Raw genomic sequence first — 25,376 nt, 5'->3', positions numbered from 1 at the left:
TTTAAAAAATCTTATCACTACTCTTTACCTTTAGCCTCCTGCCAGAGGGACTCCATCTCGTCAAGGCTCATCTCTTTAAGGTCTTTTCCCTCCTCCTTAGCCCTCTTCTCCATGTAGCGAAACCTCTTCTCAAACTTCTCGTTTGCCCTTCTCAGAGCCAGTTCAGGGTGGACTCCTAAGAAACGGGCAAGGTTTACCGCCATAAAGAGAAGGTCTCCCACCTCTTCCTCTAACTTCTCCCTGTCTCCCCTTTTAAGCTCCTCCTCTATTTCGGAGAGCTCCTCAATCAGCTTCTCCTTTATCCCTTCAAAGTTTTCCCAGTCAAACCCGATCTTTGCTGCCTTCTTTTGAAGCTTGTAAGCCCTCTCTAAAGCAGGCATAGACTCCGGAACTCCGTCAAGGATACTCTCTTTAATTTTTCCCTCTTTCTCCTTCAGCTTCTCCCACTCCATGTTAACGTCCTCTGGAGTCTTTATGTCCTCTCTACTCCCAAAAACGTAGGGGTGTCTGTGGATGAGCTTCCTCGCAATTACGTCAACAACGTCATCAATGGTGAAAGCTCCCCTCTCCTTTGCAATCTGAGAGTGGAAGATAACCTGTAGTAGAAGGTCTCCGAGTTCCTCCTTTAACTCCTCGTCGTCTCCCTTTTCGACAGCATCTATAACCTCGTAGGTCTCCTCAAGTAAGTAGGGAAGTAAGCTTTTATGTGTCTGCTTTCTATCCCAAGGGCACCCTTCAGGTGAACGTAGCTTCTCCATTATCTCAACCAAATCTCTAAAACCGAATTTTTCCTTGCTCAACTCTTCTCCTCCTTAAAAAGGCTTTATTTTTGAGATAGCTGATAAATATGGATTTGATATATTAGCCTTAGAAATAATGCCAGACCATATACATCTGTTTGTGTCAGCTCCACCTAAATATGCACCTGCAACATTAGTTAAGTTGTTTAAAGGAATTACTGCAAGAAAACGATTTAAAGAATTTCCAGAACTGAAAAAACAATTTAGGAAAGGACATTTATGGACACCCTCTTACTATTTAGGGACTGCTGGTAATGTATCAGCAGATACGATAAGAAGGTATATACAAGAATGCCAAAGGAAGTAAAAAGAAGCTTAAGGATAGAGTTAAATAATATTACAAGCATAATATTAGGCTATTTAACCTATCACGCAGGAAAACTATGGAATGAAGCAAACTACCTTGTGGGAAATAAACTTGCAAAACCTAACAAATTTGACCTATACAATAAACTAAAAGATATTTCTATTCACAAAAAATCTCTGCAAAGCAGAACAGCACAAATCGTTTTAGATGAACTTTCAAGAGGCTGGTAGAACTTCTTTAACTACCTACAGACACCAGAAAAATACCCATCACCAGTAAAACCACCAAAGTTTAACAAGAAGAAATTTCCTCATAGAACAGTGATATATGACAAGAGTGGATTTAAGATTGAAGGAAATACTATAAGACTATCCCTATCAAAAGAACTAAAACACCATTTAAAAGAAAAACACAACATAGAAATTGACTACCTTAGAATAGAAACAGGATTAAACTTAAGCAAGCTAAACATTTTAAACATACGGATAATGCCTTACAAAGCATATGGGAATATCACATACAGACTAAACATAGTATATGAGAAAGAAATAAAAGAAGAAAAACCACAAACAGATAAAGCACTTGCAATAGACTATGGAGTATCAAACTTTGCAACCATAGTAATAGAAAATCAGCCTATAAGCTATATAGTAGATGGGAAAGGAATACAGTCAATACTAAGGAAATACCTAAAGAAATTAACAAAATGGCAAAAGAAAAGAGATAATCTGCTAAATAAAGGATTAGCTACAAGTAGAGTAGATAAAATACTCCACAGGATACAAAAAAGAATAAACAACCTCCTAAGAGATTTTAGCCATAAAGTTTCAAGCCTAATAGTAGAACTTACAAAGAAATACAATGTTTCAACAATTGTAATAGGAAAACTACAGGAAAGCAAAAATAAAGAAAGTAAGTTATCAAATATAGTGAACCAGATGTTAAGCTTACTGCCACACGGCAGAGTATCAAAACAGATAGAATATAAAGCAAAAGAATACGGTATAAAAGTAGTTTTAGTAGATGAAAGCTATACTTCAGGTGTGGACAGCTTAAAGAAAGTAGCTGTTAACAAAGAAAACTACACACCTGAAGCAAGGAAACACAGAGGACTGTTTAAAAGCATATTAGGATTTGTAAATGCAGATGTAAATGGTGCAAGAAACATACTCAAGAAGTATAAAAGAGACTTTCACGATTACATTACAGGATTGAAGCAAACTGTTAGAGTAAGAGTATTTGGAAGACTTAAAAGTAGCCTTAAGTCTGTCCGAATATACGGGCAGATAGGGGTAGCAAGGTGTGGTGACCACCTGACAGGGATAAGGCTTACACTAAGTAAGCAAACTCCCTGTGAAGCCCTTGACTAAAGTCAAGGGTAGTTCACATATAATCGTCTGAAATTTACGCCGGAGGGCGAAGATGATTTATATCACCAACACTATGTCAGGAAAAAAAGAGGAGTTTAAACCTTTAGAAGATAGAACAGTTAAGATGTACGTCTGTGGTCCAACAGTTTACAACCACGCCCACATTGGCCATGCAAGAAGTGCCGTTGTCTTTGACGTTATAAGGAGATGGCTTGAGTACAGAGGCTACAAGGTTATCTACGTAAGGAACTACACAGACGTTGACGACAAGATAATAAAGAGGGCAAAGGAAGAAGGAATCAGCTGGAAAGAGGTTGCAGAGAAGTATATCGCTTCTTACGAAAAGGACATGGAAGCACTTAACGTTAAAGAGCCGACATACAAGCCGAGGGTTACAGAGCACATAAGGGAAATTATTGAGATGATAGACGGCCTCATTGAGAAGGGCTACGCTTACGAGTCCGGAGGGGACGTCTATTTCTCCGTTAAGAGGTTCCCGGAGTATGGAAAGCTCTCTAAGAGGAACATTGAAGAGCTCCGGGCCGGCGCCAGAATTGAGCCAGGGGAGAAGAAGAAAGATCCTTTAGACTTTGCCCTCTGGAAGAGGAGTAAAGAGGGAGAACCTGGCTGGGATTCTCCCTGGGGAGTTGGAAGGCCAGGCTGGCACATTGAGTGCTCCGTAATGTCCATGAAGTATTTAGGGGAAACTATGGACATCCACGGAGGAGGTTTAGACCTTATTTTCCCCCACCACGAAAACGAAATAGCCCAGTCTGAAGCCTACACGGGAAAGACGTTTGCAAGGTTTTGGGTTCACAACGGTTTTGTAATGGTGAACAAGGAGAAGATGAGTAAGTCTCTTGGGAACTTTTTCACTATAAAGGAGATACTTGAGAGGTTTTCTCCAGACGTTTTAAGGCTTTTCCTCCTCTCAACCCACTATAGAAGTCCTATTGACTTCTCTTTTGAGAGGTTGGAAGAGTCGGAGAGAGCTCTAAAGAGGCTCCTGAACTTCATTGACTCCCTCCCTGCCGTAGAGTCCTTAGAAACAGTTGAAGGTAAAGGTGAGCCTATCCCCGTTTCACAGTTTAGGGAGCTCTTTGAGTCTGCAATGGACGACGACTTCAACACGGCTAAGGCGCTGGGAACTCTCTTTGAGCTCGTAAAAAAAGTAAACCTTCTAAAAGACAGAGCTCTAAAAGAGGGAAGAATAACAAAAACTGAAAAGCTCTCTTTTAGAGAGGCCGTTGAGTTTGTTGAAAATGCCCTTAAAACTTTAGGCTTTAAACTTGAAAGGGAAAAGGAGAGCGGTTTAGAGGAGAAGCTAATAGAGCTTCTCATAGAGGTTAGGGGAGAGCTCCGGAAGAAAAAAGAGTTCCAGCTTGCAGACCTGATTAGAGACAGGCTCAAGGAGCTTGGAATCGCTTTAGAGGACTTACCGACAGGAACCGTCTACAAGAGGCTGTAATGGGAATTTACGACAGAGACTACTACAGGGAGAAACGCAAAAAGAGATGCTGGAAGAGGTTTGTTTTCAAGGCAACCTGGTGGTTAATCGTTGGACTCTTCGCTTTGGCCTTTGTAGTTTACATCTTAGCTATTCTCTCTGAGAAGTAGAAAAAAAGGGGGCACGGAGCCCCCTTTAATCAGTTTTTCTTCCTTCTCCTTCCGATAAAGAGCCCTGCGATACCTGAGAGCATCGTCAGGAAGCTTGCAATTCCAGAAGCCGGTGCAGTTTCAGGAGCAATAGAACATCCTCCTCCACCGCCTCCACCAGAAGCTGACGTACTTTCAGTGGTAGGAACAGAAGAAGGAACTTCTCCGGCAACTGCAAAGTAGCTGAGTTTTATCCTTGCAAAGGTTACGTAAGGGTTGTTCGGATCAACCGTTCCGGTTGTAACAACGCTCCAGTTCTTACCGTCCTCACTTGCAAGAACAACGATCTTTCCGGCAACCTTAGATGGATCATACTTAACGGTAAACGTTACAGGCTCGTTAAATCTGTCTGTCTTGGTATGAATATCGTAGATTTCTGTTGCAAGAACGGGAGTTCCTATTCCGGCAGACTTAGCTGCAGAGAGGGCAGATTCTTCTATTGAAGAGTTCTCAACCTTCTCAACATTAATGGCCGTAGGAGTATCAACAGTTCCCGGCTGAACTGAAACGGATACTTCGTCCCAGTTGGGACCGGTAACCGTTCCGTCCGGCATTACTAAGAAGAATCCGGCATACTCTTTACTCTCAACACCGACCGATGTTACGCGGCAGAGAGCTCCCTGGGTGATGACAAACTTACCGTCTTTAACAGTTGTTCCCTCTGGTAGGAACCAGGCATGGTTCTCTTTAGACTCCTGAATGGCCTCATCCGGAAGAGCCCTAACCGTAAGTGTAACAGTTCTTCCGGTCTTCTCGTCACCGCTCCAAACGGCCGGGCTGAGCCTGTTCTTGCTCTCATCCGGGTTGTGACAGGCGTTACAGGAAAGCGGCCCAGATTTTTGAGCTCCGAGAGCATACTCTGCAGGTAAAACTCCGTGGTCAACTCCAAATGGAGCCATAAACGTCATGATAACTGGGTTGTGGGGATGTCCCGGATCTTCTTTATCAAGTATCTGTTTCAGCGCAGTCTTGAGGGCTTCATACTCAGCGTTGGTGCTGATCTCAGGAACGCCATCTCCATCATCATCTTCTATGTAGTCAGGAAGTCCACCAGGGTTACCGCCAATGAAGTGGATCTTAAAGGCAATCTTTCCTGTTTTCAGATCTATTGTGAGTCCCGGAACGCTTTTCTCAGGATTCTCTCCTTCAGGGTCAATCGTTGACTTTCCTATAGGTTCACCGTTTGAATCGTAGGCTACTCCGTCTATTGCCATGTTCATCTCTCTTGTGAAGAGAGCTCTTCCTGTTGCAGCGTCTACCCAAGTAAACACCTGAATCGGACTGATCAGACCTGCTTTGAGGACAGGATTACCCTTGTCGTCTATCGTCCAGCGCTTAATAATCGGCGGAGCCCATCTCCACGGGAATAGACCGGGCTTAATCTCCCAGTCACCGAACGTAGAGTTTCCGACCCTCATGAGAGCCCTGTAGGGATCCATATCAATTGAGAATATAGGAAGAACTTCGTCGTTTCCGTTGTCGTCTGTTTGAGCAATAACGTAGGAGAAGTTAAGACCGTAAGTAGGACTCGGTCCAAAGGCAGGTATGGCCCATTCAGGTGGGAACTGATAAACAGTTCCACTATCAACTTTCATAAGCCTGTCGTCAAACTGGTTGGAGTATCCCATACTGTCGTCAAAGAACCTAAACGTCCAGTAGGTCTTATAAGGAATGTGGCATACCTGACACTCTATTTTAGAGATGTGAGCACCCGCTGCAGGTCCGAACCAAGATTCGTGGACTTTTGCTGCGTTTGCGTCAGTTCCCCAGTGACAGCTGGTGCAAGTTCTAACAGACGGGTTGTAGTCAAGCGCCGGCATAACCTCACCGGCTGAGTCGTTACCTTTCAGGAAGTTATGGGGGTTGTGGCGTTTCTTCTCATCATCTGACAGGTTGTCTTGACCGTGGCAGGAAAGACAGGAAAGCTTTCCGCCGTCGGCAGCCATGTGAACGTCGTAACCGACAGGAAGACCACCACTCTGCATAGACTGCATAGCCTGAGTCATGTTGTCGTACTGGGGTATCTCACCGTTTGGAGTTATTGCAATCGGAGCAACTGATGGGTCATTCTGTCTCTCATCGGGAGCGCAAACTGCGCCTCTCTTAACAACGTCAGCCCCAAGTCCGATAATTCCCCTCCTTACGTACCAGTTGGGGAAGGAATGCTGTCCATCAACAGTCCACCTGTTTTCTAAATCCGGAATTGCAAAGTGGCACTGAGCACACATCAGAGAAAGTTCTTTGTCTTTATTTCCTTGATTTGAAACCGCTACTCCCTCTGTCTCTGTATCCGGATTAGGCTTACTCAGGGTGTAATGGCCGTCTGTTTCAAGTATTGGAAGCTTGACGTTATCAAGGTCTGCGTCTTGAGCGTAGTAAGCAACTGCTTTAAACGTTCCATCCTTCTGCTTTTCAAGCTTCACAAATGCAAGAGGCTTGCTTTGGTCGTTAGGACCAGCAATTGCCATCAACGTTCCAGTTGCAGCCCAGCCGAAGAAGTGTCCAGCCCTTGCAAGTCTAACAAACGGAACGTTTGGGTCGTTGGGTTTATAGCTAAAGCTATCCTGCATAGAAGTGGCTCTGAGGAAAAATCCTGCTCCAACGTAGGGCTGACCTTCTGTTGTTGATTCGTAGAAAGCGTTCCTCAAGTAGTCCCTTGCTGAAAAGTTGGGAGCTCCGATGTCCAAGTAGAACTGGCTGAAGAACCCTGAAAGCCTGCTGTTAAAGTCTGAGTCGTTGTAAGTGAAGTCTTTAAGGTCAACGCCGATCTGGTTTCCAAGTTGATAGTAAGGAATCGTAAAGCCTGTTGTCATGCCGTGCTTCAGGTATTCGGTAATAACTCCAATAGTGAAACTCTGAATCATCATCATCTGCTTCTGATTTAAACTGTTGGGGTCAACTCCGGAGCTCTGGAACTCCGCCCCAATAACCCCCTGAATAACGTCTCCGTAGTAAACGGATACCAGTCTTCCAAGTGGATCGGAGTAGAAGGCTGCAGAGTCTATCGTGTAGCCGTTTTGAGCCTCTTCTTGAGTTAGCTGCGGCGGAAACCCCATAGAGACTTCAACAACATTTCCGTTAGGATCTCTCTTGACAAATACAAAAACTCTGGGGTTTGCCGGAGTTGGGTTAGCCGTACTCCAGCCGTTTGCAGTTTTTACAACGAGGTTCTCGCTCTCTGCTAAAGACCTATCTGAGTGACAGAGAAGACAGTCTGTATCAAGAACACCGGATTTTTTCCAGTTAAACTTGTGAGGCATTCCAATGTAACCCCTTGACTCCTCGTCTGCCGTGTATGAGAAGAGATCTCCGTCTACTTCATCGTCTGAATACTGGGCTTTTGAGAAGAAACCTGTTCCGTCTTTTGCGCCATCCCAAGTTTCAACTTCATCGTGTCTTTTACCGGAGTCCCTGTCAAAGGCCATAATTCCACCGGAGTGGCAGGAGGCACAGGTAAAGACCTTATCAGGGGTTCCCATGTCCATGTCGTATTTAACGCTACCCCTAAAGTCAATTCCGTTGTTTATATCGGGAGAGAGCCCAGGGTCGTTTGCAGGGTGTTTAGCCGCCAACTGGCGGTAAGAAGGTGGTCACCAAGCTCCATCATCGCCTAAGGAACGCAAGAATTTTCTCCAGTCAATACCTTTCCTTACTCTATCAGCCCCGAAGGAATCAGACATCTCCTCCCAGCCTCTACCTATGTGATAGGCTGCGTGAATCGGGCCGGGAGAGTGAAGACCTGTGCTTACGTCCCCCGTAATTTCCTTGTGGCAGGCTCCACACGTAACTTCCCAGCTTACAGGGTTTCCTGCAACATAGGTCTTTCCGCCGATAACGACTTTGTCTGAAGAGTTAAGAGTTTCAGATATCAGCTTCCCATTGATGTCTTTAAGGGGCACCAGCGGGTGAGAAAAGCCTTGAGCCGATAACCCTAAAAGGAAGAGGGTTCCGGCCGAAAGGGTAACTTTCCACTTCCGCCCTTTCATTCTTACCTCCAGTATGAATACAATTTAGAATCTATCTTATCTCTTATCTTCTAAATTTCAAGAATGACGATAATTAAATAAAAAATTCTGAATAGTTAGCGAATTAAAGAGTTCTTATTTTTATTAAATGAGAAAAAAGCCCGGTTACTGCCGGGCTTTCTGCTTCAGGTAGGCCTCTATGAACTGGTCTATCTCTCCGTCCATAACGGCGTTAACGTTTGAGGTTTCAACCCCTGTCCTGTGGTCTTTAACCAACTGGTAGGGCTGGAAAACGTAAGAGCGTATCTGATTCCCCCAGGCTATACTCTTGTGCTCTCCCTTTGCTTCAGCCAGCTTTTCCTCTCTCTTTCTCATTTCAAGCTCGTAGAGCCTTGCCTTCAGAATCTTCATAGCCCTCTGACGGTTCTGAATCTGTGACCTCTCACTCTGGCAGGTTACAACAATTCCAGTGGGAATGTGGGTTATCCTAACGGCAGAGTCTGTTTTGTTAACGTGCTGACCTCCGGCTCCGGAAGCCCGGTAGGTGTCAACCCTTATGTCCTCTTCTCTTATCTCTACCTCAATTTCGTCGTCAATCTCCGGAACAACTATCACTCCGCTGAAAGAGGTGTGCCTTCTGGCGTTGGCGTCAAAGGGGGAGATCCTAACGAGCCTATGGGTTCCGTGTTCAGACTTTAAGAGTCCGTAAGCGTAAGGTCCCTTAATCAAAAGGGTTGCACTCTTTATTCCCGCCTCTTCGTTCTCCTGAAGGTCTAATATCTCAACTTCAAAACCTTTCCTCTCTGCCCATCTTAAATACATCCTCATCAGCATCTCCGCCCAGTCACAGGACTCGGTTCCACCTGCGCCGGCGTGGATGGTTACAATGGCGTTGTTCCTGTCGTATTCACCGGAGAGGACCTTCTTGACTTCTAACTCGTTGAGCTCTTTCTCAACCTCTCTAAGGTTCTCTTCAGCCTCTTTTAGGAGCTCCTCCTCACCTTCTTCCTCAGCCATCTCAATGAGAACCTCTGAGTCCTCAAGCTTCCTCTCAACAGACGAGAAAGCGTTGAGCTGAGATTCTATCCTGTTCCTCTCCTGTGAGAGTTTCTGAGCTCTCTGGGAGTCGTTCCAGAAGTTAGGAGACGACATCTCACTCTCAATCTCTGAGAGCTCCCTCCTCATCCCCTCAACGTCAAAAATACCCCCTTATTTCTTGATACCTCTCCTTTAGGAGCTTAAGCGCCTCTGAGAGCTCCTGAACTTTCTCTATCATCAAACTACCTCCAGAAAAATTTCACTGTGAAATATAGGCAGCCCTGTAAAGCCCTACAGTTATTCCGCCGTTTGAGAAGTAGGTAAGGAGCTCCGCGTTTAGCCCCGTTCTTTCTACAAGTTTCCTTGAAGGTGAGAGGAAGTAGAGCTCGCACTCTTTAAACTGACGAACTATCCAGTCCCCAAGCCTTGAGTAGATAGTCTTCACCTGCCTTGCAGGAAGTCTAACTCCGTATGGAGGGTTTGTAACTATGAGAACTCTCTCAAACTCAACCTCCGGAAACGAAAGGTTCTTAAACTGAACAAACTCCGAAACTCCTGCCCTTTCTGAATTTCTCTCCGAACACTCAACCGCCTTTGGCTCTATGTCAAACCCGAGAATGGGAACTTTAACCTCTCTCCTTTTATTATCTGCCTCTTTAAGGAGCTCCTTCCACAGCTCAGCGTCAAAGTCTTTCCACTCCATAAAGGCAAACTTTCTGTTCCTTCCGGGGGGAAGATTTGCAGCTATCAGGGCTCCCTCAATAGGAATCGTTCCGGAGCCGCAGAAAGGGTCAATCAGTGGAACATCCCCTTTCCATCCTGAAATTAAAACCATAGCTGCCGCAAGGTTCTCCCTTAGGGGAGCTTCAACCTCACAGACTCTATAGCCCCTTTTGTGGAGGGGAGTTCCTGAAGTGTTTATACTGATAGTGCAGACGTCGTTCTCAAACCTAACAATTACGCTCATTCCCTCGTCTTCATACTTTGCCCTTTTAGGCTCAAATCCAAGCCTTTGGGACATTGCCCTGAAGATCCTCTCCTCAATGGCCTTCGTGTGGTAGAGCTTAGACTTCTTTGAAGTTGCTCTAACCTTTACGGGAATTTTTTCATTTATGTAGTTCTCCCAGCTGCACTTTGAGGCCTTCCTAACTAGCTCCGCAAAGTGTTTTGCCCTAAACCTACAGAGCCTCAGGAGAACCCTATTGGCACTCCTAAGCCATAGGTTCGTTAGGTAAACCTCCCTTAAACCTCCCTCAAACTCAACTCCGCCGGGAACGGCCCTTCCCTCTATCCCAAGCTCTTTTAACTCCCTTTCGGTTACCTCCTCAAGCCCCGGCTGAGAGACGGCAAATAACTCCATCACACCTCCGAAACTATCTCCTCAACGACCCTCTTTATAGCCCCTCCTTTAAGTCTTGAGGCTACCTCTCTTTCAAGGAGCTCCCTCACGTTCTCCCCGTTTTCAAGCAAAAGTGAAAAGGTATTCCAGAGCTCTTCCCTGTTTACCCTCTCCTGGAGGAGCTCCGGGACGACCTCTTTCCCGGCTATGAGGTTCGGAAGAGAAACGAAAGGCAGTTTAACCAACCTCTTTGCAACCCAATACGTAACGGGATTTAGCTTGTAAACGACTACGTGGGGAAGGCCAAAGAGAGCTCCCTCAAGAGACGCAGTTCCAGAGGCGATAACGCCGGCCTTTGCGTATGCCATCACAGAATACCTTCTACTCTCCGGAACTAACCTAATGTTCTCTGAACGGAAATCCTTAAACATCTCCTTTACGCTCTCTGCAACCGGGATTACCCACTCACCGCCGAAGCTCTCTGCAAAGTCCTTTAAAGGTTCAAGGAGATACTTAATCTCCGTAGGCCTGCTTCCCGGAAGGAGGGCGAAGAAATCCCCTTTTATACCGGTTTCTTTCAGAAGTTCCTTTCTACTTACCTCCGGCTTTACCATTTCAACTAAAGGATTTCCGACAAACTGAGCGTTTACCCCTAACTTTCTGTAGAAACCCTCCTCAAAGGGAAATATGACAAAAACCTTATCTGTAAACTCCCTTAAATGTTTTGCCCTCCACTTTCCCCAAGCCCAAAGTTTAGGAGGGATGAAGTAGAAAACCTTTATTCCTCTCTTCTTTGCCTCTTTTGCGACCTTTAAGTTAAACCCGGGAAAGTCAATCAGAAGAACGGCGTCGGGTTTTTCCTTCTCTAAAAAAGAGACGATTTTCCTCTTTCCTTCCAGTATCTTTGGGAGTTTCTCTAAAACCTCAATTAGGCCAAATGATAGGAGCTTTTTTGAGTCGTAAATCCTTACAGTTCCAGGAATCTCGTCTAAGAAGACACCGAAAACCTGGAAATCTTGGGGGAGCTCCTTAACCACCTCTTTTGCGTAGAGAAACCCGGAGAGCTCCCCGGTTACTATCAGTATCTTTTTCATATCTGTTTTAAGAAGTTCTCAATAATCTTTATCCCATCCTCTGTAAGGATGGATTCCGGGTGAAACTGGACGCCGAAGATGGGAAAATCCTTGTGTCTAATTCCCATTATCTCCCTATCATCCTCACTCTCAGCTGTTATCTCAAAAACTTCTGGTAGAGTTTCTCTGTCAATCACAAGAGAGTGATACCTTATTGCAGAGAACGGGTTTTTCATCCCCTCAAACAGAAACTTCCCGTCGTGGTGAATCAGAGAAGCCTTACCGTGCATAAGTTTCTTCGCCCGCCTAATTTTCCCGCCAAAGGCAAAACCGATTGACTGATGTCCCAAACATATTCCCAAAATCGGAACCTTCCCCGCAAAGTGCCTTATTGCTTCAACGGAAACTCCCGCCTCCTTCGGAGTGCAAGGACCCGGAGATATAACTAAAGCTTCCGGATTCTTCCTCTCAATCTCGTCAACGGTTATCTTGTCGTTCCTGTAAACCTCTATATCAGCCCCGAGCTTCCCAAAGTATTGGACAACGTTGTAGGTAAACGAGTCGTAGTTGTCTATCATTAAAATCATTACCTACTCCTTCAGAGCTCCGCAGATTTTCTCCCCCCAGTTAGAGAGAGCTATAACGTAATTATCCTCTGGAATAGGGTTTAAAACCAAAACCTTCCCGCCGATCTCTTTAGCAACAAGCTGTGGAACCTTCCTGTCTGCAAAGATTTCGCTTATAACCAATTTAGCGTTTTCTTTTTTAGCTTCCTCTATTACCTCCTTAATCCTTTCCGGAGTAACCTGCTCCTCAGGTGTCCTTGCTACTTCAATAACCTTTATCCCGAAGGTTTCAAGTAGCGGCTTCCAAACAGGGTGATAGATAACAACCGCTCTGCTTTTTGCCCCCTTCAAACACGCATCAATCCTTCCAATCATCTGATCTATCATTGCCGCGTAGTCTTCAGCTCTCTTCCTGTAATAGGTCTCTCTCTTAGGGTAGAACTTAGTTAACCTCTCGGCAACCTCAAAATAGACGTCCTCCATCAGAACCGGATTCATCCATAAGTGATACCCCGGCTGCTTCACTACCGGGTATTTTTGGGAGAAGAGCTCTCCCAGGTTCAAAACCTTACTCTTATCAACACCCTTTAGAGCCCAATCGTCAAGCCCTAAACCGTGAACAATAACAAGGGAAGCCTCTTTCTCCTTCCGAACATCAGAAGGCTTTGGTTCATACGTGTGAGGCGATTCTCCTCCTTTCAGAATAGAGTAGTACTCAAAATCCCCTCCCCCTAAATACTCGGCAACACTCTTCCAAACTGGTAAAGAGGCTACTATCAAAGGCTTTTTTCCTCCTCCAGAAAAACAACCGGCAAAGGAAATGATAAACAACAAAAGGAAAAAAAGCCTAACCATTAGTTCCTCCGTGCCTTTAAGGAAGTGTGAAATAAAATATATACAAAAACATCGTTAAGCATTACCACCCTCAATATAGCCTTACACAAAATATCGTAGAAACTCACTTTGTGGGAGTTCTCAAGAAACTGCTTTTTTACTTAGACGCTAAAAGGACTACCATAGCTTTAAATTCTGACGAGTAGCTTTTCCTCGATTTTAACTAAGGGTGTAGTGCAGTTTTCGGGATCCACCTCAAAGATAAAGTTCAGTTTATAATAACTCTCAACCAAAAGACTCGGAGTTGGTTATGTTGAAGAGGAAAAAGGCAATTCTTGCCCTTGAGGACGGAACTTACTACGAAGGCTTAAGCTTCGGAGCTGAAGGGGAAACTGCTGGAGAGGTGGTGTTTACAACTTCAATGACGGGATATCAGGAGATAATCACTGACCCTTCGTTTAAAGGACAGATAGTTACGATGACCTGCCCGCTTATTGGCAACGTTGGAGCAAACAGGGAGGATGTAGAATCTAACGGCCCAAAGGCGGAAGGGTTTATAGTTAAGGAGATATCTGAGATCTACTCAAACTGGCGGGCAGAGAAGTCGTTTGAGGACTACCTGAAAGAGTATGGCGTTGTGGGAATTTGTGAAATAGATACGAGAGAACTCACCAAGAAGCTGAGAAGCGTCGGAACGATGAGGGGGGTTATCTCAACTGTTGACTTAGACGTTGACAGTCTCATCTCAAAGGCAAGGTCAATTCCCCCCATGGAGGGGTTAAACTTGGTTGACGAGGTAACCTGTAAGGAGCCTTACGAGTGGAACTTGGGAACCTGGAAACTGGGAGAGAGCTACCCGGAGAAAAAGGATTTTAAATACTCCGTTGTGGTTTTAGACTTTGGAATCAGGTATAACATTTTGAGAAACTTGGTTGACGTTGGAATTAAACCGATAGTCGTTCCAGCCCATACTCCACCCGAAGAAATACTGAAGATGAACCCAGACGGGATATTCCTCTCCTGCGGCCCCGGAGATCCGGCTGCAGTCACATACGCAATTGAAACGATTAGATACCTAATCGCAACTTACAGGAAACCGATATTCGGAATATGTCTTGGGCATCAGTTAACTGCCCTTGCTCTCGGAGCCTCTACATACAAGCTTAAGTTTGGCCACAGGGGAGCAAACCAACCGGTTAAGAACAGGAAGACTGGAAGGGTTGAGATAACTGCCCAGAACCACGGGTTTGCCGTTGACGAGTCTACAATTCCCGATGACCTTGAGGTTACTCACCATTCGCTGAACGACGGAACGGTGGAAGGGTTAAAGCACAAGACAAAGCCTCTGTTTACCGTTCAGTATCACCCAGAGAGCTCCCCCGGCCCCCACGACTCAAGGTACCTTTTCAGGGAATTTGAGAAGCTAATAGCAGACTACAAAGGCCGTTAGGGGATATGGTATACGACGTTGTCGTTGTGGGGTTGGGGCCAGCCGGATGTTCTGCCCTTAAAACTCTTGAGGGGACGAACTTAAAAGTTTTGGCTCTTGAGAGAACTCCCTCCTTTCCGAGGAAAAAGCCCTGTGCAGGAGGGCTAACTCCAAAGGCCTATGGGCTATTGAAGGAGCTCTTTCCAAACCTTGACGCAGTAGTTAGAAAGAGGGTTTCACAGTTTCTCCTCTACAACGGGAAGGATTACGCAGTTTTAAGCTCAAACGCCGTTCTGACCTACCTAACAAACAGGGAGGAGCTGGACAGCTTTCTCTTTAAGTCTTTAGACCACTCACAGTTTGAAGTTCACATTGGAGAGACTGCCCTCTCTGTAGAAATTGAAAAAGACAGAGTAGTTTTAAAAACGGACAAGGGAATTTACGAGTCTAAGATAGTTTTGGTTGCCAGCGGGGTAAACAGCAGGATTGCCCGGCAGTTAAAGGTTAAGAGGGAGATTGGTTTTACCTACGAGTCCTACGTTGAGAGTAACAGGGAGAACCTGATTATAGACTTTACTGGATTTAGTTGGGGATACTACTGGGCTTTCCCTAAAGGGGAAACAGTTACTACAGGGCTTGGGGAGTTCAGGAGTAAAAAGATTTTTTCAAGCTTAAGGGAGCTCCTTTATGAGTTTAACAGGAAACACGAGTTTAGAGGGAAGGAGCTGTGGAGCTCCGGCTTTCCAATCCCGGCAGGTAAGAGGGTAAACGACGTTTACAGGTCAAGGGTTCTATTTTTAGGGGACGCTGGAGGTTTAGTTGACCCTTTAACTGGAGAAGGAATCTACTACGCAGCAAAGAGCGGAGTTATAGCAGCTGAAAAGGTTAAGCAGTTCTTTTTAACCGGAAATGAAGGAAGTCTCAGAAGCTATCAAAGTGCAATTAACTCACAGTTTGGGGAGGAGTTCTTCTGGGCAAGGATTGTAGGTAAGTGTTTCTTCTCATTTAAGGGAGTAAATTTCTCAATAGTTCGCCGCTCCCAAAGAATCTCTCAGCTTGCTGCGGAGCTCCTTTCAGGTAACCTATCTTACAGGGATAGTTTCTTTAATTACTTAAAACTTTTGCCGGGAGCTCTATTAAGGAGGTAAAATGCTTCAAGTTTCAATAAAGAGGGGGAAGGAAAAGAGAATAAAAGGTTTCCACCCCTGGATATACAAGAACGAGATACTCTCATACTCAAGGAGGCCGAGGCCTGGGGAGCTCTGTATAGTCAGGGACTACAGGGGGGCGTTCTTAGCAAAGGGCTACATAAACCCGGACAGCTACATAGCAATAAGGGTTCTTACCTTTAAGAAAGAGGAGGAGATAGACTACAACTTCTTCGTTAGGAGAATCTCTGAAGCCCTCTCCTACAGGAAGGAAATCGTTCCCGAAAACTGCACGGCCTTTAGGCTAATCCACTCTGAAGCTGACTACCTGCCGGGGCTCGTCGTTGATTACTACGACGGCTACTTAGTAGTTCAAGTTACAACACTTGGAATGGAAATTCTGAAGGAAACTGTCGTTAGAGCTCTCGTTGAGGTCGTAAAGCCAAAAGGAATATACGAAAAGTCAACAGTTCAGACCAGAGAACTTGAGGGACTTCCTTTAGTTGAACAGCCACTCTACGGAGACGTTCCGGAGAAGGTCGTAATCCTGGAGAACGGCATAAAGTTTAACGTCCAGATAGTCGGAGGTCAAAAGACGGGCTACTTCTTAGACCAGAGGGAGAACAAGCTCCTTTTTGCAAAAGAGTTCGTTAAAGAGGAAGACAGGGTATTAGACGCCTTCTGCCACCTTGGAGGGTTTGGAATCCACGCTGCAGTTATTGGGAAGGCAGGAGAAGTTGTTGCCTTAGACAGCTCTCAGCTTGCCTTAGACCTTGCAAGAGAAAATGCAGAGCTCAACGGAGTTGCAGACAAGTTTAAGTTCGTTAAAGGAGACGCCTTTAAGGTTCTAAAGTCAATGGCGGAGAGTGGAGAAAAGTTTGACTCCATAGTTATAGACCCTCCCGCCTTTGCAAAGAGCAGGAAAGTCGTTGAACAGGCAAAGAGGGGTTACAAGGAGCTTTTTTTAAGAGGACTTAAGATGTTGAAACCCGGAGGAAGTATTGTTGTCTGCTCCTGCTCTCACCACATAACTCCTCCAATACTGGAGGAGATCCTCACTTCTGCGGCCTTTGACACGAGAACTCCATTAAGGGTTCTCTACACAACATACCAGGCAAAAGACCATCCATTCGTTCTCCAGATTCCTGAGTCAAGATACCTTAAGTGCATCTTTGCTAAAAGGTTTCCCTGGGATATCAAGTAGTTAGAATTGGTAGAGGGAACCTTAAACGGAGGAAAGATGGCAACTGCTACTAAGAAGGAAAAGAAAACAAGGAAAAAAGTTCCTAAAGCCCTTATATACGAGATGAGACACGGAAGCCCCATTTACTACAGGGACTACGAAAAGGTCTTGTCTGGGGAGAAGAGCCTGGAGGAGGTTATAAGAAGTAGTGGAATTCAGAGCTGGTTAATAGAGTTAATAGTTCAATTTCTCCTTCAAAACTTAGACTTGAGAAAGTACCAACTCCTTTTCAACGAGGTTGGTTTCAAGTTTGCCCCTAAGAGTTGGTACAACTTAGACATAGGCATATGGGAGAAGGAAAAGGTTGGGATTTCTTTTAATCTTATGAAAGAGAACGAAAAAAGTAAGTAGGAGGAAATTATGATAAGGAAGGCCGTAATTCCAGTTGCAGGGCTTGGAACGAGGTTTCTACCGGCAACGAAGGCTCAGCCTAAAGAGATGCTTCCTTTAGTTGATAAACCTGTCATCCAGTACATAGTTGAGGAGGCAGTTGCCGCAGGGATAAAACAGATAATTTTCGTTACCGGAAGGCACAAGAGGGCGATAGAAGACCACTTTGACAGGAACTTAGAGCTTGAAAGGAATTTAGAGGAGAAAGGGAAGAAGGAGCTCCTCAAGATAGTCCGCGAAATTCCAGACATAGCCGACTTTATCTACATTAGACAGAAAGAGCCTTTAGGGCTTGGCCACGCAATACTTACGGCAGAGCCGGCCGTTGGGAATGAGCCTTTTGCCGTTCTCTTAGGTGACGACGTTATGGCCTCTAAACCTCCGGCAATAGGACAGCTCATTGACGTTTTTGAGAGGTTCAGGTGTTCTGTAATAGGTGTACAAAGAGTTCCCGAAGAGGAGGTTGAAAAGTACGGAGTTGTCAGCGGAAAAGAGGTGGACGAAGGGGTTCTTAAACTTGACGAGCTTGTAGAGAAACCGCCTAAGGAGAGAGCTCCCTCAAACCTTGCAATAGCAGGAAGGTACGTTCTAACTCCGGGAATATTTGAAGCCCTGAGGGAAACCCCTCCCGGAAAAGGAGGAGAGATACAGCTAACAGACGCCCTTCAAATTCTTAACAGGAGAGAGGCCATCTATGGTAGGATTTTAGAGGTTAAACGTTACGATACAGGGAATAAGTTGGGTTTCCTTGAGGCTACAGTTGACTTTGCACTGATGAGGGAAGACTTGAGGGAACCGTTCCTCAAGTTCCTAAAAAAAAGACTAAAAGAGGAGATGAAAAATGGCAGAAATGATGAATGAACCGATAAACCAGCCACAGCTACCTGAAGAACTCCCCGTCCTTCCGTTAAGGGACGTCGTCGTATTCCCGATGATGATAGCTCCGCTGTTTGTCGGAAGACCGTTTTCTTTAAACGCAGTAGAAGAAGCCCTTAGAGAACACAAGCTCATATTCCTTGCGACTCAGAAGAACAAAGAGATAGAAGAGCCAACGAGGGAAGACCTCTACGACTACGGAACCGTCGCCGTGATACTGAAGGCGATGAAGATGGGCGACGGTAGGGTAAAGATACTAGTTCAGGGACTTGGAAGGGCAAAGATAAAAGAGCTTAAGAGAGAAGACCACCTGTTTAGGGCGAAACTCCAGCACGTCCTTGAGCCGGAGTATAGACCCCAGAGCATAGAGGAAGAAGCACTTGTAAAGCTTGTAAAAGACCAGATTGAAAGGGTCGTTGCCCTCGGGAAACAGATTCCTCCAGATATGGTTGCCATTCTCAGGTCTATTGAGGACCCTGGAAGACTTGCAGACCTTATAGCAGCCCAGCTTGACCTGTCAACGGAAGAGGCGATAGAGCTTCTGTCAACAGTTGATCCGATAGAGAGGCTCAAAAAGGTCAGTGAGAAGTTAGAACACGAGATAAAGGTCTTAGAGGTTCAGGAGCTCATAAGGGCAAAAGCCCGTGAGTCTATGGAGAAGGAGCAGAAGGAATACTTCCTGAGGCAACAGCTGAAGGCAATCAGAAAGGAACTCGGTGAGGAAGAGGAAAAGAGTAAAGAGATTGAGGAATACAGGGAAAAGATAAAGAAAGCCAAAATGCCCAAAGAGGTTGAGGAGGCGGTTTTAAAGGAGCTCTCCCGACTTGAGAAGATGCACCCCGAGTCTGCCGAAGCCGCTGTTTTAAGGACGTGGCTTGAGTGGATGATAGAGCTCCCCTGGTCAAAGAGAACGAGAGATAAGCTTGATATAGAGAGGGCAAGACAGATCTTAGACGAAGACCACTACGACCTTGAGAAAGTAAAGAACAGAATCCTTGAATACTTGGCCGTCAAATCCCTCATAAAGAAGAGAAAGAAAAAGGTAAAAGAGGTTAAACAGCCGACGATCTGTTTCGTTGGCCCACCGGGAGTTGGAAAAACGTCACTTGCAAGGTCTATTGCGAGAGCTCTGGGAAGGAAGTTTGTAAGGATTTCACTTGGAGGAGTTAGAGACGAGGCAGAGATAAGGGGACACAGGAGAACTTACGTTGGAGCAATGCCCGGAAAGATTATTCAGGCATTAAGGAAGGCAGGGACGAAGAACCCGGTTATTCTTTTAGACGAGATAGACAAGATGTCCTCAGACTTCAGAGGTGACCCTGCCGCTGCCCTTTTAGAGGTATTAGACCCAGAGCAGAACAGGGAGTTTGTTGACAACTACATCAACCACCCCTTTGACCTGTCGGAAGTCCTCTTCATAGCTACGGCTAACACTCCACACACTATTCCAGAACCCCTTTACGATAGGTTAGAAGTTTTAAACATTCCCGGATATACAGAGTATGAAAAGCTCCAGATAGCAAAGAGGTACATAGTTCCTAAACAGATGAAGAATCACGCGTTGACAGAAAAAGACATTGAATTTACAGATTCAGCTCTCCTTCACATCATCAGGCACTACACAAGAGAGGCGGGAGTAAGAAACCTTGACAGGAGAATTGCTGCAGTCTGCAGGAAAGTAGCCCTCTGGATAAGCGAGGGTAAGGAGAAGAAGTATAAGATTACAAAGAAGATGGTTGAAAAGATTTTAGGAGCTCCCAAGTTCATCCCGGAACTTGAGCTCGGAGAGGACGAGGTTGGAGTTGCAACGGGGCTTGCCTGGACTCCCGTTGGCGGAGACGTCCTCTTTATAGAGGCCGTTGTCACGAAAGGTTCGGGAAGGCTCATTCTCACAGGAAGGCTTGGAGACGTAATGAAGGAGTCTGCCCAGGCTGCCCTCGGGTTCATAAAGGCAAACGCTAATAAGTACAAGATAAAGCAGGACTTTGGGAAGATAGACATTCACGTCCACGTTCCTGCAGGAGCCATTCCGAAGGACGGACCTTCTGCCGGTATAACAATTGCAACTGCAATGCTCTCAGCCCTTACGGGAAGGAAGGTTAAGAAAGAAGTTGCGATGACGGGAGAGATTACCTTAGGCGGTAAGGTTCTACCCGTTGGAGGACTGAAGGAGAAGATACTTGCAGCTCTGAGGTATGGAGCAAAGAAGGTGATACTTCCAGAGAAAAACAAGCAGGAGGTTATGGAGGAGCTCCCCGAGGAGGCCAAGAAGAAGATTGAACTTATTTTCGTAAACAGGGTTGAACCAGTCTTTGAGATAGCCCTTCACCCTGAAGAGAAGAAAAGAGCTAAAAAGTCAAAGGCTAACGAGAAAAGTAAAACATAACGTTTGGGTAGCCCCTACTGGCTGCCCTTTTCTCATTCTCCATCAATTTTAAGAACGCCGTTTTCCATTCTCAAATGCTTCCAACCTAAAACTTCCATTAGCCTTTCGTCGTGGGTTACGACAACGAGGGAGCTCTCCGTCCTTTTAAAGAAGTCCACCAACTTTTCCCACTTCTCCCTGTCAAGCCCCGTTGTAGGCTCATCTAAAAGGATTACTTCCGGCTCCATAGTCACAACACACGCAACGGAAACTATTCTCTTCTCACTGCCAGATAGTTTATAGGTCGGTTTTTCCTTAAGATGTTCTATGTCAAACTCCTTAAGCGTTCTATCCACAATTTCCTTAACCCTTTCTCTTTTAACTCCTTTTACAAGGGGAGCAAAGGCCAACTCCTCCTCAACTGTGGGGGCAAAGAGCTGGTCGTCTGGATTCTGAAAAACGTAACCGACCTTTCCCCTAAGGGCACTAAAATCGTTTTCGGTTATGATCTCTTTCCCTTTAAAGAGAATTTTTCCCTCAAAGGGAACAAAACCCATTAGAGTTTCAAGAAATGTCGTTTTACCAGCCCCGTTTGGACCAGTTATAAAGAGCTTTTCACCCTCCTTTAAGGAAAAGTTAACGCCTTTTAAAACCTCTCTGCCTTCAACTTTTACCTTTAAAGCTTCTGCAGATAAAACTTCCAAACTGTAACTCCCCAATAAAGAACTGTAATTAGTGCGAAGAGAACGTCCAACTTCCTCAGCTCAAAGTGTTTAAAAACAGGAAAGTATCCGTTAAATCCCCTTGACAGCAGAGCCTTATAGACATTTTCAGACTTGAAGTAGCTCTTAATGAGAAGGTTTCCCATAAAGTAGGCATAAGTCTTGTAGGTCTGTAGAGAAGTCTTTGGAACAAACCCTCTTGACTTTGCCGACTTGTTAGCCAACTGAAGCTGCTCTTTTACCGTAAACAGATATCTGTAGAAAAAGAAAGTAATCTGAAGGAGCTTGTTGGGAATTTTCAGGTGGTGCAGGGCGTGAAGAAGGTCAAAGACAGAAGAGGTTGTAAGGAGGAGAAGTGAGAAGAGAACGATTACTGTTGACTTAAAAAAGATCAAAACTCCCTTGTAAGGGGAACCTAAAAACAGCTGTGTAAGAACAACAAAGAGGAGGAAGAAGTCTGCAAAGAGAAGGAGTTTCAGTATGGTTGCGGTTTTCCTGTAAGCCGTTGCGTAAAAGAGAAGTGCAAGGGGAAGGAAAGCAAAAACTTGAAACAGGTTGCCGGCAAGGGCAACCGTCCAGGCAAGTAGAAGAAACAGAAGGATTTTCACCCGCGGGTCTAATCGGCTTAAAAAACCTTCTCCGTTAAGAGGCGTCTCCACTTTCTCTCCTTCTGTAGCAGTATCCAAACATTGCAGCCCCAAATATACCCAATATCCAGCCGAGTCCTCCTATAACGTCTTTGTAGGATATGGAGCTCTGGGACTCCTCAATCTTTAGGAGTTCCTTGTGTATTGGGCGGAGCTCTTCCCTTAAGACTTTTCTAAACCCTTCAGCTGAAGGTGGAGGAGTGGCAGAGGACGGGGAACTTTTGGCCGGCATTTCGCTTTTGGAGTTTTCTTCAGCCGTGTTCTCAGAAGTTGTGGTAGGAGCTCCTACAGTAAAGTCAACTTCGGCTCTGTGCCCCAACTCCGCCAAAACAACAGCTCTATACTTACCGCCCTTTTTAATCTTAAAGTCAAACTCTCCCTCCTTGTTCGTTCTTCCCGTTAAAACAACGTTTCCCTTAGAGTCGTAAACCGTTACCTTGGCGTTCTTTGCAGGTGTTCCATCACTAAAGTAGGAGACGAGAGAGACGTTTCCATCCTCAACGTCAACAAAGGCCGATATCTTATGGGCAAAGGACTGGGCTGACAGAATGAACAGAAAAGAAAAAACAAAGAGTATGAGCTTTTTCATCTTAAACCTCCAGCGGAATTCCGCTCTTTTTCAGGTATAGGAAAACGAAAGAGTTTATTACCGTTTCAACAGCTGCAACGGGAATATGGGCTAAGAAGGCCAGCTCTGCCGTTTTTGTGAAGGAGCTCCCTATACTCATCAGCTCAACGCTAACAAAAGTAGCAGCCAAAAATACACCTATAAGAGCAGCAAGAACTCCTGCAGCCACAAGAGAACTGGTTGTTCCCTTTTTAAGGAGAGGTTTAACGACATAGTAGGCAACAACACCCGGAAAGGCCATGTTAAACGTGTTCACTCCCAAAACCGTTATTCCTCCGAACTGAAAAAGGAGGGCCTGAAAGAGAAGAGCAACGAAAAGGGCCGGGAAGACCGCCCAGCCCAGGAGGGCACCTGCAAGGCCGTTGAGGAGCAGGTGAACGCTCGTTACACCTATGGGGACATGAATCAGGGAAGCAACGAAGAAAACGGCTGAAAGGAGCGCGGTTCTCGGAATCTTTCTGCCGTTTATTGACCTGAGGCCTACATAAAGGCCTGCAGACGTTAAAACCCAACCGGTTATTAGACACCAACCTGGAAGAACTCCCTCTGAGATATGCATTACTTCACCCCTTCAGGTTTTGGATAGGCCTTAACCCACATTACTGCATCAAACTCAACAGGATAGAGCTTTCCATCCTTGTAGCGCTTCTTACCTCCGTAGCCTATCGCGGAGAATCCCCACCATCCTGCCCAAGGAATTGTGTACTCAAAGTAGCCGTCTTTATCCGTCCTCACTACCTGAGTTACAAAGGCGTCTGCAGGAACTTTTACTCCCTTTGTATTTAGATACTCAATCTCAACCCTCACGTTTGCAGCAGGTTTTCCGTTGAAGTAAACCCGTCCTCTGAAGGTATTTCCTTCCCATAGGCCGAAAGGCCTTGTAAGTGGAACGATTTCGGCCTTAAGACCGATAGGTTCATTCCAGCCGTCCTCCATTCCAAAGCCTTCTACCTCTACTTTCGTTACCTGCTGAATAAACTTCTCTTCTGCAGGTTCAAAGTAGGCACTCGGGTAGACGTAGAACTTATAAACTCCGGGTCTTCTCAGCTTAAACTCAGCCTTATACATCGGAACCATCTTGTTTGAACCCTTCATCGCCGGAATCATGACCTTCTTCCAGTGAAGTTTCTCCTTATGGCCGTTGATAATGACTCCACTGTCAAGGATCTTGAAGGGCATGTTTGGTTCACCCTCCATCGGGTGGGTAAACTTAGCTTCAACCTCAATCGTTGTAGCTCTGTTCCCCTCAACGATGTCGGTTGAGGGTTTTAAAAGCATAAAGTGGGCAAAGGCTGCAGGTGAAACGAGGATAGACAGTAGTGCTACCGTTCCGGCCTTCATCAGCTTCCTCATCTTCTCCTCCTTTAGATATTAAGATTCTTGTCTAATTATACAAATTTGTTATGATTACAGCAACAGATTTTATTACTAAAAGGCACAAACCACAAGAATTTGATATGAAAGATTTGTTTTCCGGTAAATACTAACTAAATTTGTATTATCTAACTAATGTTAGGAGGAATTATGGAATTCTTGATTTACCCGGCAGCTCTTTTGTCGGCCGGTTATCTGATTTTTCGGTTTACGAGAAACCCCTGTAAAAACTGTTCAGATAGAAAAAACGGTAGGAGGAGGTGTTATGATGAGACGAGCACTTCTTGTAGCAACGGCTGTTTTCCTCTCATCTCAGGGAACTCTGGCACAGACAGATCCGGAGGTTTTGAGGGAGCTCCAAGAGTTAAAAGCCCGTATCTCTCAGCTGGAGCAGGCCTTAAAAGAGAAGAACGCTAAGGAGGAACAGGTAGAGAAGGAGGTAGCAGAGATCAAGGAGAAACTCTCTTCCCTTGAAATCCACGGAGGGGTGAGGCTTTACTATCAGGGAGCTGCCGTTGACAAGATTGACAACCAGAAGTTCTCAAACCCAAGCGGAGCAGGCTACAGCGCAGACCTTGAGCTGACATTTAAACCGGATGAAAACGGAGAGTTCTACATGAGGCTCCACTCAGGAGCTGGAACGGGAGCAGATAAACTCTTTGATAAGGCAGAGAATGGAGAACCGCTGTTTGCAAACCTCAACACACTTGCAGACGACAACCCCGACAACGACGGGGAGTTCAGAATGCTTGAGGCCTACTACACCCGTTCACTCTTTAACGACAAGGTAAGCGTAGTTGTAGGAAAGACAGAACCTTTCATTATGGTTGACGACAACGAATACGCTAACGACGAAACGACCCAATTTGTTGGAAAGCCGTTTGTCAACAACCCTATCTTAGACTCAGAGGACACCTTTGCCCCAATGATAGGGGTTACTTTCACTCCTGCAGACGGGTTTGAAGTTGACGCAGTCGTTCAGAGCAACGACTCGGCCGGCATTACCTACAACGGAAATGAGTGGAGTCAGAGAGAGAAAAGCGTCTACGACGACGTTTTTGACCGGCCTTTCTACGCCGTTCAGCTCAAATACTCCCCTGAGTTTAACGGCCTAAAAGGTAACTATAGACTCTACTTCTGGAACGACTCTGCAGACCACATCAAGATAGGAGAATCTACAGATAACCCCAACAGGAGACCGGGAACTGAAGACGGCTGGGGAGTTGGAGTCTCCTTTGACCAGCAGGTTGCAGAGAACGTAGGAGTTTTCTTCAGAGCAGCCTACGGAAATAAGGACGTTTACGAAGTTGAGAAGTTTGTATCCTTAGGTGCAAGCGTTAACGGTTTAATTGAATCCCGACCGAACGATACTTTAGGAGTCGGAGTTGCAGCCCTAATACCAAACGACAAGCTGAAGAACGACGACACAGAGTATCACTTTGAGGCTTACTACAGAATAGCTTTATCTGATAATTTCTTCATAACTCCGGACGTTCAATACGTTATCAATCCCCACGGTAGTTCAGACAATGACAACGTATTTGCAGGAATGGTCAGGGCTGAGTTCTCCTTCTAAAGGGACCTCCTCTTCCCGGGGCTCAGCCCC

General features: G+C 45.5%; 24 protein-coding genes and 1 pseudogene. 12 read left to right on the top strand and 13 right to left on the bottom strand.

All coding sequences use genetic code 11. The features are described from left to right. Positions 1 to 17: 17 nt before the first annotated feature. A complete protein-coding gene (gene mazG, locus ACZ424_RS06955; RefSeq protein WP_464904257.1) occupies positions 18 to 800 on the bottom strand; it encodes a nucleoside triphosphate pyrophosphohydrolase in 783 nt (260 codons plus the stop codon). Between the two features lie 58 nt (positions 801 to 858). On the opposite strand from mazG, the pseudogene tnpA reads away from it, so the two are divergent. From tnpA to ACZ424_RS06930, 5 genes and pseudogenes are all read left to right on the top strand, one after another. Then, positions 859 to 1,107: pseudogene (tnpA, locus tag ACZ424_RS06950) on the top strand (IS200/IS605 family transposase); the annotation flags it as partial. Further along, positions 1,092 to 1,337 (top strand): hypothetical protein, encoded by a 246-nt coding sequence (locus ACZ424_RS06945; RefSeq protein ID WP_464904256.1) that lies wholly within the window; start codon positions 1,092 to 1,094, stop codon positions 1,335 to 1,337. The pseudogene tnpA and the gene ACZ424_RS06945, both read left to right, overlap by 16 nt. A gap of 90 nt (positions 1,338 to 1,427) precedes the next feature. After that, on the top strand, positions 1,428 to 2,477 hold the full coding sequence (locus ACZ424_RS06940) for an RNA-guided endonuclease InsQ/TnpB family protein (protein WP_464904255.1): 1,050 nt from the start codon (positions 1,428 to 1,430) through the stop codon (positions 2,475 to 2,477). Positions 2,478 to 2,529: 52 nt separating this feature from the next. After that, positions 2,530 to 3,945, top strand: coding sequence for a cysteine--tRNA ligase (cysS, locus tag ACZ424_RS06935; RefSeq protein WP_464904254.1), 1,416 nt, complete (start codon positions 2,530 to 2,532; stop codon positions 3,943 to 3,945). Further along, positions 3,945 to 4,094, top strand: a complete 150-nt coding sequence (locus ACZ424_RS06930) for a hypothetical protein (protein WP_464904253.1) — start codon at positions 3,945 to 3,947, stop codon at positions 4,092 to 4,094. The genes cysS and ACZ424_RS06930 overlap by 1 nt, the downstream gene beginning before the upstream one ends. A gap of 29 nt (positions 4,095 to 4,123) precedes the next feature. On the opposite strand, the gene ACZ424_RS06925 is transcribed toward ACZ424_RS06930, so the two are convergent. The 7 genes from ACZ424_RS06925 to ACZ424_RS06895 form a co-directional block, all read right to left on the bottom strand. Next, complete coding sequence (locus tag ACZ424_RS06925; RefSeq protein ID WP_464904252.1) at positions 4,124 to 7,705, bottom strand: cytochrome c3 family protein; 3,582 nt, start codon at positions 7,703 to 7,705, stop codon at positions 4,124 to 4,126. Between the two features lie 18 nt (positions 7,706 to 7,723). Beyond that, positions 7,724 to 8,119 (bottom strand): hypothetical protein, encoded by a 396-nt coding sequence (locus ACZ424_RS06920; protein WP_464904251.1) that lies wholly within the window; start codon positions 8,117 to 8,119, stop codon positions 7,724 to 7,726. A gap of 144 nt (positions 8,120 to 8,263) precedes the next feature. Further along, positions 8,264 to 9,374, bottom strand: a protein-coding gene (prfB, locus tag ACZ424_RS06915) for a peptide chain release factor 2 (RefSeq protein ID WP_464904250.1) whose coding sequence is annotated in 2 segments (ribosomal slippage) — positions 8,264 to 9,298 and positions 9,300 to 9,374 — 1,110 coding nt in all. Because the reading frame shifts where the segments join, the coding sequence is not laid out codon by codon here. A gap of 21 nt (positions 9,375 to 9,395) precedes the next feature. Further along, complete coding sequence (locus tag ACZ424_RS06910; RefSeq protein WP_464904249.1) at positions 9,396 to 10,496, bottom strand: THUMP domain-containing class I SAM-dependent RNA methyltransferase; 1,101 nt, start codon at positions 10,494 to 10,496, stop codon at positions 9,396 to 9,398. Next, positions 10,496 to 11,569, bottom strand: coding sequence for a lipid-A-disaccharide synthase (gene lpxB / locus ACZ424_RS06905; protein ID WP_464904248.1), 1,074 nt, complete (start codon positions 11,567 to 11,569; stop codon positions 10,496 to 10,498). The genes ACZ424_RS06910 and lpxB overlap by 1 nt, the downstream gene beginning before the upstream one ends. Then, a complete protein-coding gene (locus tag ACZ424_RS06900) occupies positions 11,566 to 12,135 on the bottom strand; it encodes an anthranilate synthase component II (protein ID WP_464904247.1) in 570 nt (189 codons plus the stop codon). Before ACZ424_RS06900 ends, lpxB begins: the two co-directional genes overlap by 4 nt. A gap of 3 nt (positions 12,136 to 12,138) precedes the next feature. Beyond that, on the bottom strand, positions 12,139 to 12,969 hold the full coding sequence (locus ACZ424_RS06895) for a metal ABC transporter substrate-binding protein (protein WP_464904246.1): 831 nt from the start codon (positions 12,967 to 12,969) through the stop codon (positions 12,139 to 12,141). Positions 12,970 to 13,258: 289 nt separating this feature from the next. On the opposite strand from ACZ424_RS06895, the gene carA reads away from it, so the two are divergent. The 6 genes from carA to lon are packed head-to-tail and all read left to right on the top strand — an operon-like array spanning position 13,259 to position 20,420. Further along, complete coding sequence (carA, locus tag ACZ424_RS06890; protein WP_464904245.1) at positions 13,259 to 14,398, top strand: glutamine-hydrolyzing carbamoyl-phosphate synthase small subunit; 1,140 nt, start codon at positions 13,259 to 13,261, stop codon at positions 14,396 to 14,398. Between the two features lie 5 nt (positions 14,399 to 14,403). Further along, entirely contained in the window at positions 14,404 to 15,525 is a 1,122-nt protein-coding gene (locus ACZ424_RS06885; RefSeq protein WP_464904244.1) for a geranylgeranyl reductase family protein, read from the top strand. Position 15,526: 1 nt separating this feature from the next. Next, a complete protein-coding gene (locus ACZ424_RS06880; protein WP_464904243.1) occupies positions 15,527 to 16,729 on the top strand; it encodes a class I SAM-dependent rRNA methyltransferase in 1,203 nt (400 codons plus the stop codon). A gap of 36 nt (positions 16,730 to 16,765) precedes the next feature. Next, entirely contained in the window at positions 16,766 to 17,119 is a 354-nt protein-coding gene (locus ACZ424_RS06875; RefSeq protein WP_464904242.1) for a hypothetical protein, read from the top strand. Between the two features lie 6 nt (positions 17,120 to 17,125). Next, positions 17,126 to 18,019, top strand: a complete 894-nt coding sequence (galU, locus tag ACZ424_RS06870; protein ID WP_464905220.1) for a UTP--glucose-1-phosphate uridylyltransferase GalU — start codon at positions 17,126 to 17,128, stop codon at positions 18,017 to 18,019. After that, the gene (gene lon / locus ACZ424_RS06865; RefSeq protein ID WP_464904241.1) at positions 18,000 to 20,420 is read left to right on the top strand and encodes an endopeptidase La; all 2,421 of its coding nucleotides are present in this window, start codon (positions 18,000 to 18,002) and stop codon (positions 20,418 to 20,420) included. The genes galU and lon overlap by 20 nt, the downstream gene beginning before the upstream one ends. A 32-nt stretch (positions 20,421 to 20,452) precedes the next feature. Here lon and ACZ424_RS06860 read toward each other — a convergent pair whose 3' ends face one another. From ACZ424_RS06860 to ACZ424_RS06840, 5 genes are read right to left on the bottom strand one after another with little or no spacing between them, the layout of a single operon-like run. Continuing rightward, positions 20,453 to 21,103, bottom strand: coding sequence for an energy-coupling factor ABC transporter ATP-binding protein (locus ACZ424_RS06860; protein ID WP_464904240.1), 651 nt, complete (start codon positions 21,101 to 21,103; stop codon positions 20,453 to 20,455). Further along, on the bottom strand, positions 21,076 to 21,780 hold the full coding sequence (locus ACZ424_RS06855) for an energy-coupling factor transporter transmembrane component T family protein (RefSeq protein WP_464904239.1): 705 nt from the start codon (positions 21,778 to 21,780) through the stop codon (positions 21,076 to 21,078). Before ACZ424_RS06855 ends, ACZ424_RS06860 begins: the two co-directional genes overlap by 28 nt. Continuing rightward, positions 21,764 to 22,357 carry a hypothetical protein gene (locus tag ACZ424_RS06850; protein WP_464904238.1) on the bottom strand — a complete coding sequence of 198 codons (594 nt, stop codon included), beginning with the start codon at positions 22,355 to 22,357 and terminating at the stop codon, positions 21,764 to 21,766. The genes ACZ424_RS06855 and ACZ424_RS06850 overlap by 17 nt, the downstream gene beginning before the upstream one ends. A gap of 1 nt (position 22,358) precedes the next feature. Beyond that, positions 22,359 to 22,955 carry a cobalt transporter CbiM gene (gene cbiM / locus ACZ424_RS06845; RefSeq protein ID WP_464904237.1) on the bottom strand — a complete coding sequence of 199 codons (597 nt, stop codon included), beginning with the start codon at positions 22,953 to 22,955 and terminating at the stop codon, positions 22,359 to 22,361. After that, a complete protein-coding gene (locus tag ACZ424_RS06840) occupies positions 22,955 to 23,749 on the bottom strand; it encodes a DUF4198 domain-containing protein (RefSeq protein ID WP_464904236.1) in 795 nt (264 codons plus the stop codon). The genes cbiM and ACZ424_RS06840 overlap by 1 nt, the downstream gene beginning before the upstream one ends. Positions 23,750 to 24,035: 286 nt before the next feature. On the opposite strand from ACZ424_RS06840, the gene ACZ424_RS06835 reads away from it, so the two are divergent. Continuing rightward, on the top strand, positions 24,036 to 25,346 hold the full coding sequence (locus ACZ424_RS06835) for a carbohydrate porin (RefSeq protein WP_464904235.1): 1,311 nt from the start codon (positions 24,036 to 24,038) through the stop codon (positions 25,344 to 25,346). The last annotated feature ends 30 nt before the right edge of the window (positions 25,347 to 25,376 follow it).

The sequence above is a fragment of the Thermovibrio ruber genome, from assembly GCF_055380895.1.
This window is presented reverse-complemented; position numbering and strand designations above follow the sequence as displayed.